The following is a 15,119-nucleotide window of genomic DNA, read 5'->3' as shown; positions in this document are numbered from 1 at the left end:
TGTGCGCGATGGCTTTTGCGGGACTCGCATTTCGCAACAGCAAGAGCATCGCGCACAGGGGGCGCTCCTACCTTGTTCCAGGGCGGCAAGGTAGGCTTGGCGCCTTGCTTGCCGAGGTCCCCATGCCTGATCCCTCCTTCATCGTCGCCATCCCCGCGCGCTACGGTTCCACCCGCCTGCCGGCCAAACCGTTGCGGCCGATCGACGGAGTGCCGATGGTGGCGCGCGTGGCGCAGCGCGCGTTGCAGGCCGGCGCTACGCAGGTGGTGGTGGCGGTGGACGACACGCGCATTGCCGAGGCGTTGGCCGGGCAGGGTGTGGAAGTGTGCATGACCCGCGCCGACCACGCCTCGGGCAGCGACCGCCTGGCCGAATGCGTGGCGCATTACGGCTGGCCCGACGATGCCATCGTGGTGAACCTGCAGGGTGACGAGCCGTTCGCGCCGGCGGCCGGCATCCGCGAGGTGGCGCGTGCGCTGGCCGAGGACGACGCGCCGATGGCGACGCTGGCTGCGCCGATCGAGGACGCACACGAGCTGTTCGACCCGAACGTGGTGAAGCTGGTGCGCGGCGCCAATGGCCGTGCGCTGTACTTCAGCCGCGCGCCCTTGCCGTGGGCGCGCGATGCATTCGCGGCAAGTCGTGACGCCTTGCCCGCCCATACGCCATTCCTTCGCCATATCGGCATCTACGCCTACCGGGCCGGCTTTCTGCGCCAGTACACCCGGCTCTCGCGTACGCCGCTGGAGCAGGCCGAGTCGCTGGAGCAACTGCGCGTGCTGGAACACGGCCACGCCATCGCGGTGCGTCTGTCGCCCGAACCGTTCCCGCCCGGCATCGATACCGAGGCGGACCTGCTGCGTGCCGAAGCCTGGTTGCGGAGCCAGGCATGAGCACGCCGCGCATCCTGTTCGTCTGCCTCGGCAACATCTGCCGTTCGCCGCTGGTGGAAGGCGTGGCCCGCAAGCGCTGCGCCGAAGCCGGATTGGCGGTGACGCTGGCCTCCTGCGGTACCGGTGGCTGGCATGCCGGCCACGGCGCCGATCCGCGCATGCGTGCGGCGGCTCGTGCGGCGGGGTTCGATCTCGAAAGCCACCGAGCGCGGCAATTGCAGTCGGCGGATTTCGATCGCCATGACTGGTTGCTGGCGATGGACAGCGACAACCTGCTCGAACTGAATCGCCTGGCACGACCCGGCGCCGCAGGGCAGGCCGCGTTGTTCCTGCCGTGGGCCGGGGTGACGTCGGTACAGGATTTCCCCGACCCTTATTACGGCGAAGCCGAGGGCTTTCGGCAGTGCGTGGATCTGGCCGAACGTGGCGTTGCCGGGTTGATCGAGCGCCTGCGTCAGCGCTGAACCGCACGTTGCCGCGGCGCGGCGTACCTGGCCAAAACGGCTAGAATCAGCACATGCAGTCACCATCGTCGCCGGCCTTCGACGGCAAGGCCTTTGTCCACACGCTTACCGGCTCGCCTGGCGTCTACCGCTACTTCAACGCGGCGGACGAGCTGCTCTATGTCGGCAAGGCCAGCAACCTCAAGAAGCGCGTAGGCAGCTACTTCCTGAAGCCGCGGATGGAGCCGCGCATCGCCGCGATGGTGGCGCAGATCGCGCGCGTGCAGATCACCGTCACCCGTACCGAGGGCGAGGCGTTGCTGCTGGAATCGCAGCTGATCAAGTCGCTGAAGCCGCGCTACAACATCCTGTTGCGCGACGACAAAAGCTACCCGTACATCTACCTCTCCAGCGGTGAGGACTACCCGCGGCTGGCGTTCCACCGCGGCGCACGCAACCTGCCGGGACGCTATTTCGGGCCGTATCCCAGCACCTGGGCGGTGCGCGAAAGCCTCAGCCTGATGCAGAAGCTGTTCAAGGTGCGCCAGTGCGAGGACAGCTATTTCCGCAACCGTTCGCGGCCCTGCCTGCTGTACCAGATCGGTCGCTGCAGCGCGCCCTGTGTCGGCCTGATCAGCGTGGCCGATTACGCGCAGGACGTGCGGCATGCCGAGATGTTTCTGGAAGGCCGCAGCAGCGCCGTGATCGACGAGCTGGCCGAGGCGATGGAGCAGGCCAGCAAGGCCTTGAACTTCGAGCGCGCGGCCAAACTGCGCGACCAGGTCGCCACCTTGCGCCAGTTGCAGGCGCAGCATCACGTGCAGGGCGCCAGCGCCGACATGGACGTGCTCGCCTGCTGCATCGAGGCAGGCATGGCCTGCGTCAGCGTGCTGTTTTTCCGCAACGGCATCAGCCTGGGTACGCGCGATTTCTTCCCGCGCCTGCCGCTGGATGCCGAACCCGCCGACGTGCTCACCCAGTTCATCGCGCAGTACTACCTCGACCGGCCGGTACCGCGCGAACTGGTGCTGGGGGAAGACCTGGCCGACCAGCAGATCCTGGGCGACATGCTGGCGCAGCACTCGGGCCATCCGGTGGAATTGAAGGCCAGCGTGCGCGGCGAACGGGCGCGCTTCCTGCAGATGGCCCAGCGCAACGCGCAGGCCTCGCTGACGGGTCGTCTGGCCAGTCGGCAGACGCTGGGTACGCGCTTCGACGACCTGCAGAAGGTGCTGGGCCTGGACGAGCCGCCGCGGCGCATCGAATGCTTCGACATCAGCCACACCATGGGCGAGGCCACCGTGGCCTCGTGCGTGGTGTTCGGCCCCGAGGGCCCGGAAAAATCCCACTACCGCCGCTTCAATATCGCCGGCATCACGCCGGGCGACGACTACGCGGCGATGCACCAGGCGCTCACCCGCCGCTTCCGCAAGCTGGCCGAAGGCGAGGGCGCGCGACCAGACATCCTGTTGATCGACGGTGGCGGTGGCCAGGTGGCGCAGGCGCTGGCTGTGCTGGACGACCTGGGCGTCAGCGGCATCGTGGTGGTCGGCGTGGCGAAGGGGCCGGGCCGGCGCGCCGGCGAGGAAACCCTGGTGCTGGCGCGCGACGATCGCACCCTCGGCGGCGAACTGCATCCCGGTTCCTCATCGCCCGCGCTGCATCTGGTGGCGGCAGTACGCGACGAAGCCCACCGGTTCGCCATCAGCGGCCACCGCAAGCGGCGCGAGAAGGCACGCGAGCGCAGCGTGCTGGAGGACGTGCCGGGCATCGGCGCGCGCCGCCGCTCGGCGCTGCTGAAGACTTTCGGCGGCATGCAAGGCGTGGAAGCCGCCGGTGTCGAGGAGCTGATGCAGGTGAAGGGCATCGATCGCGGGCTGGCCGAACGCATCTACGCCATGTTGCACGGCTGAACACCGCAGCAGTTTTCACTCACCGACTGCGCGCGTGCGTGAGACACTGTGACAAATCACTGGATCGAATCATGCGCATCAATCTGCCGACCTGGCTGACCTTGTTCCGTGTTGCACTGCTGCCGGTCATGGTCGTCGTGTTCTACCTGCCGTTCCCCGGCCACAATGCCACCGCGGCAGTTGTTTTCCTGCTGGCCGCGTTCACCGACTGGCTGGATGGCTACCTCGCGCGGCGCATGAACCTCACCTCCGCCTTCGGCGCGTTCCTGGACCCGGTGGCGGACAAGTTGATGGTGGCGGTGACGCTGTTCCTGCTGGTGGAATCGCACCGCGGCGGCTGGCCCGGCATCCTGATGGCGGTGACCGCGGCGGTGATCGTGGGGCGGGAAATCAGCGTGTCGGCGTTGCGCGAATGGATGGCTGAAATCGGCATGCGCGCCACGGTCAAGGTGGCTTTCATCGGCAAGCTGAAGACCGTCATGCAGATGGTGGCGCTGGTGGTGCTGATCGTGCAGCACGAGAAAGCCGCCGAGGCGTTGCGGCTGTACCACATCGGCGAAGCGCTGCTGGTGATCGCAGGCGTGCTCACGATCTGGTCGGGCCTGCATTACCTGCGCGCGGCGTGGCCGATCCTCAGCGCCGACACGCAATCAGCGGCAAAAAGCAAAAACGCTTGACGCTCCGGATTCACGTATTAGAATGCGCGGCTCCAATGCGGGAATAGCTCAGTTGGTAGAGCACGACCTTGCCAAGGTCGGGGTCGCGAGTTCGAGTCTCGTTTCCCGCTCCAGAATTCGATCCGCCGGGCCGATGGGCCCCTCGCGGATTCCTCGAAAAGGGAGCGAAAGCTCCCTTTTTCGTTTCCGGATCTGGGCTCGGTGAAAGCGGCGTTCGCCGCGCTGCCCTGGTCCCTGTATCTGCGATCGACACGTCTGGCTGGGTCCTGCGCGGCTCGCGAGAACGGCTACGACGAGGCAGCTTTCACGAATCTCCCGCCGCCACCGGTCTCGATGACGCGCGCCTGCGCGACATCGACCTACCGACGCGAGACGTGGGGCTCATCGGCGACGTACCAGCGCCATGGCTCGTCGGCGGCCTGGGAAACCCCTACGCGTGAGGTTTCGATCGGCTTGGCCGGTGGCGGCGTGCCGTCATCGACGATGGTCAGGCTGCCGAGCCCGCCGACGAGGTCGAGGCCATCGCAGCTTCCGTCGATGTCGAACGCCTTGCACAGGCGGGCAGGCCCGCGACACAAATCCCGGTCGCGCCGACAGGCCGCACGCGCCGCGCGCATCCGCTCCAGGCCGGTCAATGGCGCCAACGCCCGCAGCAGCACGCCCACGCCTTCATCCACTTCCCCGCAAACGGCGTTGCAACACCAGTGCATGCCGTAGGTGAAGTACACATACATATGTCCAGCTGGCCCGAACATGCTGGCATTGCGCCGACTCTTGCCGCGGTAGGTATGCGCGGCCGCGTCGTTGGCGCCGCAATAAGCCTCCACCTCGACGATGCGGCCGCTGCGCCCGTCGTCGCGCAGCAATACCTTGTTCAACAAAGCCGGCGCCACCTCGCGCGGGTCGCGCTGGTAGAACCCCCGGTCAAGCAAAATGCAGCTGGACATGCTGTCCATATCCTCGTTGCCCGCAGACAGCGGGTGTCACCCGCCAGCGTAGCCGAAGGCACATATCGGGCGGCTGACTGCCTACCCCAGCGTTACACTGCCACGTTATCCGCTGCGTTCCACCCCACAGATGACCACCACCGGCCTGATCAATATCGTCCGAAAATTCGCGCGGGACATCGACCAGTTGCGCTGGAACACGCCCAGCCATGTCTATAACCCGCTCGTGTATGCGTGGAGCGCGCACCGCGAATACCTTCAGCGCTACGGCGCCGTACGCGGGCGCGTGTTGCTGCTGGGCATGAATCCGGGACCGTGGGGGATGGCGCAGACAGGCGTGCCGTTCGGTGACGTGGCGATGGTACGTGATTGGTTCCACATCGCGTCGCGACTGCGCGAACCGCTGCCGCCACAGCATCCCCGCTATCCGATCCTCGGCATGGCCTGCCATCGCAACGAGGGCAGCGGCTCGCGCGTCTGGCGTTGGGCGCAGGCGCGCGTGGGTACGCCCGAGGCGTTCTTCGAGCGCTTTTTCGTCTGGAACTACTGTCCGCTGCTTTTTCTCAAGGATGGACGCAACCTCATTCCGGAGCGGCTGGACAAGGCAGAAGCCGACGCCCTGATGGCGCTGTGCGACAGCGCGCTGGCAGCCGTGGTCCATGTATTGAAGCCATCCGTTGTGGTGGGCATCGGACGCTATGCGCAGCAGCGCGCCACCGCCGTACTCGGCGCGGACGCGGATGTGCGCTATCTGCTTCACCCCAGCCCGGCCAATCCGGCGGCGAACCGGAACTGGCCCGCGCTGGCCGAGCAGGTGCTTGGACCCTGGCTGCCACCAGCGCCCTGATCGAACGTCGAGCCGCCGTTGCGCAGTGGCGTTCACGAATCGGCGATCAGCACCTTGCCGGGGTTCATGGTGCCGTGCGGGTCCAGCGCGTGCTTGATCGTGTGCATCAAGGCGAGCTCGATCGGATCCTTGAATTGCGCGAGCGCGTCGCGTCGGAGCTGGCCGATGCCATGCTCTGCACTGATCGATCCGCCAACGCGGCCTATGTGGGCGTGCACCACGTCGAAGATCGCCTCCTGCCGTGCCAGCAAGGCGATATCGGTCCAGCCGGCACCAGGGGCGACGTTGTAATGCAGGTTGCCATCGCCCAGATGGCCGAAGATGACATGGCGCACGCCGGGAAAGATGTGTTGCAGGGCTTCGTTCGTGTCGCGCACGAATTCGGCCATGCGCGACACGGGAATCGAGATGTCGTGTTTCACCGCCTTGCCTGCCGCCTTTTCCGCCAGCGGAATGCTTTCGCGCAGATGCCACAAGGCCCGGCTCTGGGCGAACGAACTGGCGATCACCACGTCGCGGGCACTGTCGTTGGCGACGGCGTCGCCCAGGACGGTCTCGAACCGCTCTCGCGCATGCGCCTCGCTTTCGCTGTCGGAAAGCTCCAGCAGCACATACCAGGGCAGCGTCGCGGCATTGCCCTCGAAGGGCAGTCGTTGGGCGGGGAAAGCACGCGTGACCGAAGCGAGACAGTCGCCGGCCATCAACTCGAAGCCCGTCAGCGAGGCGCCGAGACCGCGCCGCGCGAGCGACAGCAGCGCGACGGCATCGTCGATCGAAGACAGCGCCACCAGCGCCGTGCAGCTCGCCACGGGCAGCGGGTAGAGCCGCAACGTCGCGGCGGTGATGACACCTAGCGTCCCCTCGCTGCCGATGAACAAATCACGCAGGTCGTAACCGGTGTTGTCCTTGCGCAAGCCGCGCAGGCCATACCAGATATCACCGCGTGCCGTGACTACCTCCAGCCCCAGGGCCAGTTCGCGCATCGTGCCGTAGCGAAGCACCTGGGTTCCGCCGGCATTGGTCGCCAGGTTGCCGCCAATGGTGCAGCTACCCTCGGAGCCCAGGCTCAGCGGAAACAGCCGGCCGGCCTCGCGCGCGGCGTCCTGCACCGACTGCAGCACGCAGCCGGCCTCCACATCCATGGTGTCGTTGTACGGGTCGATGGCGCGGATGCGATTCATGCGCCGCAGCGAGAGCACGACGGCGCGGCCCGAATCGTCCGGCGTGGCGCCGCCGCACAATCCCGTATTGCCGCCCTGCGGCACGATCGGCACGCCGGCGGTCGCACAGGTTCGCACCACGGCGGCGACTTCGTCGGTGGAGGCGGGGCTCACCACCGCTAGCGCGTGGCCGCGGTAGCGCTCGCGCCAGTCGGTCAGATAGGGAGCGGCGTCGGTGCCTTCGCGTACATGTGCGTCACCCACGGTGGCACGCAGGGTATCCAGGACACTCATCACGGTTCGCCGCTCACGACGGGGGGAGCACACATTGTAAGCGCCGCACACGGCGGGATCGTCGCTGTCCGCGGCCGTTCGGGCTCCGTCCTTGCGCGAAGTCGGTGTCACGGCGCCGACGTTGCACAAAGGTGACTTCACATCGGCCCTCGTTCTGCTATCATTCGCGGCTCAGATGCGGGAATAGCTCAGTTGGTAGAGCACGACCTTGCCAAGGTCGGGGTCGCGAGTTCGAGTCTCGTTTCCCGCTCCAGTTTTGCAAAGCCTCGGTTCACCGGGGTTTTGTTTTTTAAGAAGCAATTGCGCAACGGCCAGGTGGCAGAGTGGTCATGCAGCGGACTGCAAATCCGCGTACGCCGGTTCGATTCCGACCTTGGCCTCCATTGCGCAGCACGTTGCACGCCCACTTGAACCCGCCGATGGCGGGTTTTTTGTTGCCGCGGCCGCCGCTTCGAGTGCCATGGATCGCGGACCGCGCATGTTACGATTCGCGCCGCCGGCCGATGCGTCCGGCATGACCCGACATCCGCGCCCGGGTGGCGAAACTGGTAGACGCAAGGGACTTAAAATCCCTCCGCCGCAAGGCGATGCGGGTTCGATCCCCGCCCCGGGCACCAGCGTCCTGAACGGCACCGGCAAACGCCTGCGATTTGCATTGATGCCGCGCGCGGCGACCCCATATACTTGTCTGGTCATATCGTTTTCCCCGGGGGTGTCCTGGCTTCGACGGGGGTAGTGAGATGACTTGGTGCATGCCGAGGGGGCAGCTTTCCTCGTAAATCCAGCAGCAAACTCATAGTTGCCAACGACGACAACTACGCTCTCGCCGCTTAAGGCGTAAGCCCCGAACCCACTTGTGCTCATGCTCGTCGGTGTAGGGTCATTATCATGAGATCGCCGAACGCTGCTGCCTGGCGGTTCTAGGCTAGATCAATCAGGCTGGTTTCGCGGTGCGCTTTGCCCACCGTGCTTGTCGCGAAACGAGATCGAACGGTGAGCTAAGCATGTAGATCTGGGCATTGAGCATCCTCGGACGCGGGTTCGACTCCCGCCACCTCCACCAATACAAGCAACAACGCAGTCCAGAAAAAGCCGAAATCCCCAAGGATTCCGGCTTTTTTTGTGCCTGGTATCACGTACGCGTGACGCTTACGAAGGTGTGCCGTCGCTGACTTCCGACCGTTTCAGCAACCACGCCAGGATCGGTGGGGTGACCATGGCGGTGAGCAGCGACATGGCCACGATCAACGCGTAGATGCGGTTGTCGAACACGCCGGCGGCGAGACCGAGGGTGGCCACCACGATGCCCACTTCGCCGCGCGGCACCATGCCGAAACCGATGATGGTGGCGCTGCGCGTGCCCAGCGGCAGTGAACCCAGCCAGCCGCCGACCAACTTGGAAATCACCGCGATCCCGGTGACCACGGCCAGCATCATCAGGGTGTCGCCGTCGGCCAGTTCATGCAGGTCGATCTTGCTGCCAGTGACCACGAAGAAGAACGGCGTGAGCAACGCCAGCAGCGGTTTCACCTGTTGTTCCAGCGTGTGCTGCTGGCGGGTTTCCGAGGCGATCATGCCGGCCAGGAAGGCGCCGATGATCGCTGCCAGGCCGAACACGGTGGACAAACAGGCCAGCCCCAGGCACAGCGCCAGCACAATCATCAGGGGCGAATGCGGGCCCATGGGCGTATCCAGCCAGCGCGAATTCCAGCGCATCACGCGGGCGCCGCCCCAGCCGATCACCACGATGAAGCCTACGGCGCCGGCCAGCACCATCAGCAGGTGCAGCGCGTCGAACGAGCCGCCGCCCTGCAGCGACACCACCACGCCCAGCAGCAGCATGGCGAGGATGTCATCGATCACGGCGGCGCCCAGGATCACCTTGCTTTCCACCCGTTGCAGCGCGCCCAGCTCCTGCAGCACGCGGGCGGTGATGCCGGCGGAGGTGGCGACGAAGGCGGCGGCCACGAACAGCGAACGGTCCCAGTCGAAACCGTTGCCGTGGGCCCACACGCTGCCCATCGCGAACGGCACGATGACGCCGATGACGCCCACCGCGAATGCAATCTTGCCGACCTTTTTCAGATCCTCCAGCCGCGTCTCCAGGCCCACGGCAAACAGCAGCAGGATCACGCCGACCTCGGCCAGCACGTCCAGCGGCGTGCCAGGGAGTATCTGCGCCGGAGTGATCCAGCCGAGCAGCGAGGGGCCGACGGCACAACCGGCCGCGATCTCGCCCACCACGCCGGGCAATTTCAGCCGCTGGGCAATTTCGCCACCGATCTGGGCCGCCACAAAAACGATGAACAGGGTGAACAGGATGCTGCTGGGGTCATGCATGTGACACGTCCGCGTGGTGAAGCGGACATGCTACATGCGCGGTGCCGTGCGGTGGTCGTCAACCCGCCGCTGGGGCGCCGGCGGGCGGGCGATCGTGCCGCAACTGGCTGAACACGCGGCTGGCCCCGGCGGTGATCGCCGCGAGGATCAGTACCGTCCAGCGGAACGCCACCACGTACTGCTCGTGGGCGTGGCCGTCCAGCATCGCCTGCATCAACAAGGTGGCCAGCGCGATGCCGAAACTCATCGCCAGGTATTGCGCGGTGGAGGCCATCGACGAGGCCATCGATGCATGCTTGATGTCGAGGTCGGTGTAGATCAGCGTATTCATCGCGGTGTATTGCATGCCGGCGAAAGCGCCATAGAAGAACGCCAGCAGGCCGATGGCCCATACCGGCGTGGTCGGGCCCAGCAGGGCAAACATGGCCAGCAGCGCGGCCACGATCAAGGTGTTGCCCAGCAGCAGCCGGCGGTAGCCGAAATGCACCAGTACCCGGTTGATCGCCCACTTGGCGATGATGGAGCCCAGCGCCTGCGGCACCATCATCAGGCCCGCCGCCAGCGGTGACCAGCCGCATCCGATCTGCAGAAACAACATCAGCAGCAGGAACATGCCCGAGATGCCCAGCCGGGTGAACAAGCCTCCGGCCAGCGCCACGCGCACGCTGCGTACGCGCAGCAGGTTAAGGTCGGCCACCGGATGCGCGGTGCGCCGGCTGTGCCATACATACAGGGCGCCCAGCGCCACCGCCGCCAGCGTGTACAAGCCGATGCGCGACCACGGCACCGGCGTGCTGCCGGCCAGCTCCGAGGCGACCAGCAGCAGCGCCGAGGCCGCGGCGAACATCATGAAGCCGCGCCAGTCGAAGCGGTTGGCGCGTTCCAGCCGGTAGTCGGGCATGTCGCGGCGGTTCATCCAGTAGCCGGCGATCGCCACCGGTACGTTGATCAGGAAGATCAGCCGCCACGAGGTGTACTCGACCAGCGCACCGCCCATGAACGGGCCCAGCACCGAGCCGAGCAGGCCGAAGGTGGACACCGTACTCATGGCACGCACGAATTCGCGTTTCTCGATGCTGCGCACCAGCACGTAGCGGCCCACCGGCATCAGCGAGGCGCCGCCCACGCCCTGCAGCACGCGGGCGCCGACCAGTTGCGGCAGCGTCTGCGCCAGCCCGCACAACAGCGAGCCCAGCCCGAACACCATGATCGCGATGCCGAACACCCGCCGCGTGCCCAGGCGATCGCAGAGCCACGGGCTGGCCGGGATCAGGATCGCCAGCGTCAGCACATAACTGGTCAACGCCGTGCGCATGCCCAGCGGCGTCACGTCCAGCGCCCCGGCCATCGCCGGCACCGCCGTGTTGACCACGGTGGAATCCAGCGATTGCATGAAGAACGCCGCGGCCACCAGGTACAACAGGCCGCGAAACTGCACGCGGGACGACAGCCGCGGCGGCTCGCCGACAGCGGCCGCAGACGGGGCGAAAGCAGGGTCGGACGGGGAATCCACAGGCGCTGGGGCAGACATGCGGTGCATGGTATCCGCCATGACGGCTTGCTTTTCGTGAGCGTCCTGCGCAGAGTTACCCTTGTTTCATCCGCCGATCGTGACTACATAGGTCCTGACGGCCATACAATGACCACACGCGCCGGGGCGGTTTCGTTCCGGCGTGTGCTTTTGTGCGGCAACGCCGCCTGCACCAGGAAGAGCCATGAGCAACAAGCCACCGATTACTGTCTCCCGCATCGACATGGAACGCATCGAAGCGTTGCTGGAACGGCTGCCCGCCGCCGAAGCGGCCCGTTGTGCCGCGCTGATCTCCGAGCTGGATCGCGCCGAGGTGGTCGAGCCCACCGCCATGCCCGCCGACACGGTGACGATGAACTCCACCGTCAGTTTCGAAGACGAGCACAACGGCGAGAAGCTCACCCTGACCCTGGTTTACCCCAATGCCGCCGGCGCGCCAGGCACCATTTCCATCCTGGCGCCGGTGGGCAGTGCGCTGCTCGGCTTGTCGCTTGGCCAGCATATCGATTGGCCCACGCCGGATGGCCATCAGCGTCGGCTGCGCGTGCTGGGTATCGACTACCAGCCCGAAGCCGCTGGCCACTTCCATCGCTGAGCATGTCGTTGCCGGGTCGCCGCCGAAGCGGCGACTCGGCGGGTTCACGCGGCCTCGCTAAAATGCGCGGGACATGGAGACGCGCATGACCGAACCCTCGCCCCCGTCTGAAGCCATCGCCCGCGCCGCCACCTTGCGGGCGGCGATCGAGCAGGCCAACTACCGCTACCACGTCCTCGACGACCCGGACATCACCGACGCCGACTACGACCGGCTGATGCGGGAACTGGAAGCGCTGGAGGCCGCACACCCCGCACTGGCCTCGACCAGCTCGCCCACGCGCACCGTGGGCGCTCGGGCGCACGGCGGTTTTGCCGAAGTGCGCCACGCCATCCCGATGCTGTCGCTGGGCAATGCGTTCGAACAGGCCGGCGATACCGAACGCGAACGCTTCCACGAGATCGCCGAATTCGAGCGACGCATCGAGCAGACGCTGGATCGCTGCGCGCCGGTATTTTCGGTGGAACCCAAGCTGGACGGCCTGGCCATCAGCCTGCGCTACGAGCACGGCGTGTTCGTGCAGGGCGCCACCCGCGGCGACGGCGAAACCGGCGAGGACGTGACCGCGAACCTGCGCACGGTGCGCGCCATCCCGCTGAAAATGCGCGGCGAGGGCTGGCCCGACGTGCTCGAAGTACGCGGTGAAGTGATCATGCTGCGCAAGGATTTCGAGGCCTTCAACGACTACGCCCGCAAGCATGGCGAAAAGCCGCTGGCCAACCCGCGCAACGGCGCCGCCGGTTCGCTGCGCCAGCTCGACCCCGCGATCACGGCGAAGCGGCGGCTGAGCTTCTTCGCCTACGCCATCGGCGTGGTCGAGGGCGGTGAGTTGCCGCCCACCCATTCGGCCACTTTGCAGCAGTTGCGCGAGTGGGGTTTTCCGGTATCGCCCGAGGTGGCTACGGCGCGCGGTTTCGATGGCCTGATCGCCTATTTCCAGCGCATCGGCGCAAGGCGTGACAGTTTGCCGTACGACATCGACGGCGTGGTCTACAAGCTGGACGACTATGACGGCCAGCGCGAGATGGGCTTCGTGTCGCGGGCGCCGCGCTGGGCCATCGCGCACAAATTCCCCGCGCAGGAGCAGACCACGCGGTTGCTCGACATCGAAATCCAGATCGGCCGCACTGGCGCGGCAACCCCGCGTGCCCGGATGGAGCCGGTGCAGGTGGCCGGTGTCACCGTGACCTACGCCACCTTGCACAACGCCGACCAGGTCGCGCGGCTCGACGCGCGCGTAGGCGACACCGTGATCGTGCGCCGCGCGGGCGACGTGATCCCCGAAGTGGTGCGCGTCGTGACCGATCAACGCCCGGCGGACACCGTGCCCTGGACCATGCCGGCGCATTGTCCGGTGTGCGGCTCCGCGCTGATGCGTGAGGAGGGCGCCGCGGCCTGGCGTTGTTCCGGTGGACTGGTGTGCGGCGCCCAGCGCACGGAGGCGTTGATCCACTTCGCCTCGCGCCGCGCGATGGACATCGAAGGTCTTGGCCAGCGCTTCGCCGAGGCGCTGGTGGAACTGGACATCGTGCATACGCCGGCCGATCTGTACGCGCTCACCGTCGAAGGCTTCGTGGCCATGAAACAGGCGCTCGATGAGCGCGACGGCACCACGCCCGAAACGGTCAAGGCCGGCAAGGTGGCGACGCGCTGGGCCGAAAACCTGGTCGCCGGCATCGAGGCCAGCAAGCAGACCACGCTGGCCCGCTTCCTGTTCGCGCTGGGCATCATGCACATCGGCGAAAGCACCGCCAAGACACTGGCCAGCTGGCTGGGCCGGCTGGAGTTCGTGCGCAGCATGCCGGCCAGCGTGCTGCGCGTGCTGCCGGATGTGGGCGACGAAGTGGCTGCCTCCATCGCTGGTTTCTTTGCGCAGGAGGGCAACCAGCAGGTGGTTGATGACCTGCTGGCTGCCGGCATCGTGTTCAGCGATGAAGCGGCGCCGTCACCGCTGCTGCGCGCGCGGCTGGATCTGGGTGTATTGCTGGGCCTGACCGGCGTCAGCAAGCTCGGCCCCAAGAGCTGTCGCGTGCTGGCCGAACATTTCCCCAGCGTCGACAGATTGCTGGCCGGCGGCGCTGCCCACTGGATCACGGCCGGCGTGCCGCAAGCCGCCGCCACCGCCCTGGACAACCATCTCGCCGACCCATCGGCGCTGGCCATCCTGCGCGAGACGGAAACGGCCATGCGGCGTTTGCTGGATGCCATCCCCGCCACGGCCGCCGTCGCTCGCGCCCCGCTGGACGGCCAGACCTTCGTGCTTACCGGCACTCTGGCTTCGCTCACCCGCGAGGACGCCAAGGCCCGCCTGGAAGCGCTGGGGGCGAAGGTCTCCGGTTCGGTGTCGAAGAAAACCAGCGTGGTGGTCGCCGGCGAAGCGGCGGGATCGAAGCTGGACAAGGCGCAGGAGCTGGGCGTGCCGGTATGGGATGAGGCGCAATTGCTGGCGTTGTTGACAACGCATGAGTGACGAAACGAAGAGCGTGCTTCTGCCTTCCCTGCATCTGCGTGCGCGCCTCTATGCCCTGGTTCGCTCGTTTTTCGCCGAACGCCACGTGCTGGAAGTGGAAACGCCGATCCTCTCCGCCGCCGGCAACACCGAACCGAACATCGAGAGCTTCACCACGCATTTCAGCGGCCACGTGGACGCCGGCGCACGCGAACGCTGGCTGCGGACCTCACCCGAATACCCGTTGAAACGGTTGCTGGCGGCGGGCGTCGGCGATTGCTACGAGCTGGGCCGGGTGTTTCGCAATGGCGAGGCCGGCGGGCGGCACAATCCCGAGTTCACCATGCTGGAGTGGTACCGGGTGGGCTGGGATCACCATCGGTTGATGGAGGAAACCATCGCGCTGGTGCAGGCGGCGTTGGCGATGGCGGGCAAGCGCGCTGATGTGTTGGTGACGACGTACCGGCAATTGTTTCTGGACGCGTTGGCCATCGATCCCGACCAGGCCACTGTGGAAACATTGCGTGCGCCGCTGGCCGAGTTCGGCATCGATCCCGACGGCCTGATGCGCGATGACTGGCTCGATCTGCTGATCACCCATCGAATGCAGCCGACATTCCCGACCGATCGCATCACGGTGATCCACGATTACCCGGCCAGCCAGTGCGCGCTGGCCCGGATCCGACCCGGCGAGCCGCCGCTGGCCGAACGTTTTGAGCTGTACCTGGGGCGCTACGAACTGGCCAACGGCTATCACGAACTGAATGACGCGACTGAGCAGCGCGGGCGTTTCGAGCGCGACAACACGGTGCGCCGCAAACGTGGCGCGCGGGAGGTACCGCTCGATGAAAAGCTGCTGGCCGTACTCGGCGCCATGCCCGACTGCGCGGGCGTGGCCCTCGGCGTCGAGCGCCTGCTGATGTGTCTTGCCGGCACCGACGCGATCGCCGACGTGCTGGCGTTCCCGTTCGCCGACGCTTGAGCGCATGACGCGCGGCCCATGGGCTGCGCGTCGTGCGCCCGGATCAAC

The 15,119-nt window shown here is 66.5% G+C and carries 12 protein-coding genes, 4 tRNA genes and 1 other RNA gene; 13 read left to right on the top strand and 4 right to left on the bottom strand.

Annotation, left to right across the window (positions count from 1 at the left end; translation table 11 throughout):
- The first annotated feature begins 122 nt into the window (after positions 1-122).
- The 5 genes from kdsB (at position 123) to ASD22_RS05620 (ending at position 4,039) form a co-directional block, all read left to right on the top strand.
- On the top strand, positions 123-893 hold the full coding sequence (gene kdsB / locus ASD22_RS05640) for a 3-deoxy-manno-octulosonate cytidylyltransferase (RefSeq protein WP_056080011.1): 771 nt from the start codon (positions 123-125) through the stop codon (positions 891-893).
- A complete protein-coding gene (locus ASD22_RS05635; RefSeq protein ID WP_056080008.1) occupies positions 890-1,357 on the top strand; it encodes a low molecular weight protein-tyrosine-phosphatase in 468 nt (155 codons plus the stop codon). The genes kdsB and ASD22_RS05635 overlap by 4 nt, the downstream gene beginning before the upstream one ends.
- A 53-nt stretch (positions 1,358-1,410) precedes the next feature.
- Entirely contained in the window at positions 1,411-3,249 is a 1,839-nt protein-coding gene (uvrC, locus tag ASD22_RS05630) for an excinuclease ABC subunit UvrC (RefSeq protein ID WP_056080005.1), read from the top strand.
- Positions 3,250-3,320: 71 nt separating this feature from the next.
- The gene (gene pgsA, locus ASD22_RS05625; protein ID WP_056080002.1) at positions 3,321-3,926 is read left to right on the top strand and encodes a CDP-diacylglycerol--glycerol-3-phosphate 3-phosphatidyltransferase; all 606 of its coding nucleotides are present in this window, start codon (positions 3,321-3,323) and stop codon (positions 3,924-3,926) included.
- A 37-nt stretch (positions 3,927-3,963) separates the two neighbouring features.
- A tRNA-Gly gene (locus tag ASD22_RS05620) sits at positions 3,964-4,039 on the top strand.
- Positions 4,040-4,285: 246 nt separating this feature from the next.
- On the opposite strand, the gene ASD22_RS05615 is transcribed toward ASD22_RS05620, so the two are convergent.
- Positions 4,286-4,873: a DNA-3-methyladenine glycosylase gene (locus tag ASD22_RS05615; RefSeq protein WP_200945330.1), complete on the bottom strand. Its 588-nt coding sequence runs from the start codon at positions 4,871-4,873 to the stop codon at positions 4,286-4,288.
- Between the two features lie 130 nt (positions 4,874-5,003).
- Here ASD22_RS05615 and ASD22_RS05610 point away from each other — a divergent pair, with 130 nt between their 5' ends.
- The gene (locus ASD22_RS05610) at positions 5,004-5,720 is read left to right on the top strand and encodes a uracil-DNA glycosylase family protein (protein WP_056079995.1); all 717 of its coding nucleotides are present in this window, start codon (positions 5,004-5,006) and stop codon (positions 5,718-5,720) included.
- A gap of 32 nt (positions 5,721-5,752) precedes the next feature.
- Here ASD22_RS05610 and ASD22_RS05605 read toward each other — a convergent pair whose 3' ends face one another.
- Positions 5,753-7,174: an FAD-binding oxidoreductase gene (locus ASD22_RS05605; protein ID WP_056079993.1), complete on the bottom strand. Its 1,422-nt coding sequence runs from the start codon at positions 7,172-7,174 to the stop codon at positions 5,753-5,755.
- A gap of 177 nt (positions 7,175-7,351) precedes the next feature.
- Here ASD22_RS05605 and ASD22_RS05600 point away from each other — a divergent pair.
- The 4 genes from ASD22_RS05600 (at position 7,352) to ssrA (ending at position 8,237) form a co-directional block, all read left to right on the top strand.
- Positions 7,352-7,427, top strand: a tRNA-Gly gene (locus tag ASD22_RS05600).
- Positions 7,428-7,483: 56 nt separating this feature from the next.
- Positions 7,484-7,557 (top strand) — tRNA-Cys (locus tag ASD22_RS05595).
- A gap of 147 nt (positions 7,558-7,704) precedes the next feature.
- Positions 7,705-7,791 (top strand) — tRNA-Leu (locus ASD22_RS05590).
- A gap of 91 nt (positions 7,792-7,882) precedes the next feature.
- Positions 7,883-8,237, top strand: a transfer-messenger RNA (tmRNA) gene (gene ssrA / locus ASD22_RS16335).
- A gap of 86 nt (positions 8,238-8,323) precedes the next feature.
- On the opposite strand, the gene ASD22_RS05585 is transcribed toward ssrA, so the two are convergent.
- Complete coding sequence (locus ASD22_RS05585; RefSeq protein ID WP_056079989.1) at positions 8,324-9,514, bottom strand: cation:proton antiporter; 1,191 nt, start codon at positions 9,512-9,514, stop codon at positions 8,324-8,326.
- A gap of 58 nt (positions 9,515-9,572) precedes the next feature.
- The gene (locus tag ASD22_RS05580) at positions 9,573-11,045 is read right to left on the bottom strand and encodes an MFS transporter (RefSeq protein ID WP_082520166.1); all 1,473 of its coding nucleotides are present in this window, start codon (positions 11,043-11,045) and stop codon (positions 9,573-9,575) included.
- Between the two features lie 184 nt (positions 11,046-11,229).
- Here ASD22_RS05580 and rnk point away from each other — a divergent pair, with 184 nt between their 5' ends.
- The 3 genes from rnk to epmA all read left to right on the top strand — a co-directional run bounded on the left by rnk (position 11,230) and on the right by epmA (position 15,071).
- The gene (rnk, locus tag ASD22_RS05575; protein WP_056079987.1) at positions 11,230-11,640 is read left to right on the top strand and encodes a nucleoside diphosphate kinase regulator; all 411 of its coding nucleotides are present in this window, start codon (positions 11,230-11,232) and stop codon (positions 11,638-11,640) included.
- Between the two features lie 85 nt (positions 11,641-11,725).
- Positions 11,726-14,110, top strand: a complete 2,385-nt coding sequence (gene ligA, locus ASD22_RS05570) for an NAD-dependent DNA ligase LigA (RefSeq protein ID WP_056081022.1) — start codon at positions 11,726-11,728, stop codon at positions 14,108-14,110.
- On the top strand, positions 14,103-15,071 hold the full coding sequence (epmA, locus tag ASD22_RS05565; RefSeq protein ID WP_056079984.1) for an EF-P lysine aminoacylase EpmA: 969 nt from the start codon (positions 14,103-14,105) through the stop codon (positions 15,069-15,071). The genes ligA and epmA overlap by 8 nt, the downstream gene beginning before the upstream one ends.
- Positions 15,072-15,119 lie beyond the last annotated feature (48 nt).

Origin of the sequence: Rhodanobacter sp. Root480 (assembly GCF_001426645.1) — a bacterium.
GTDB classification, from domain to species: Bacteria; Pseudomonadota; Gammaproteobacteria; order Xanthomonadales; family Rhodanobacteraceae; genus Rhodanobacter; species Rhodanobacter ginsenosidimutans.
Note: the sequence above shows the minus strand (reverse complement) of the source record. Positions and strands in the feature narration are given on the sequence as shown.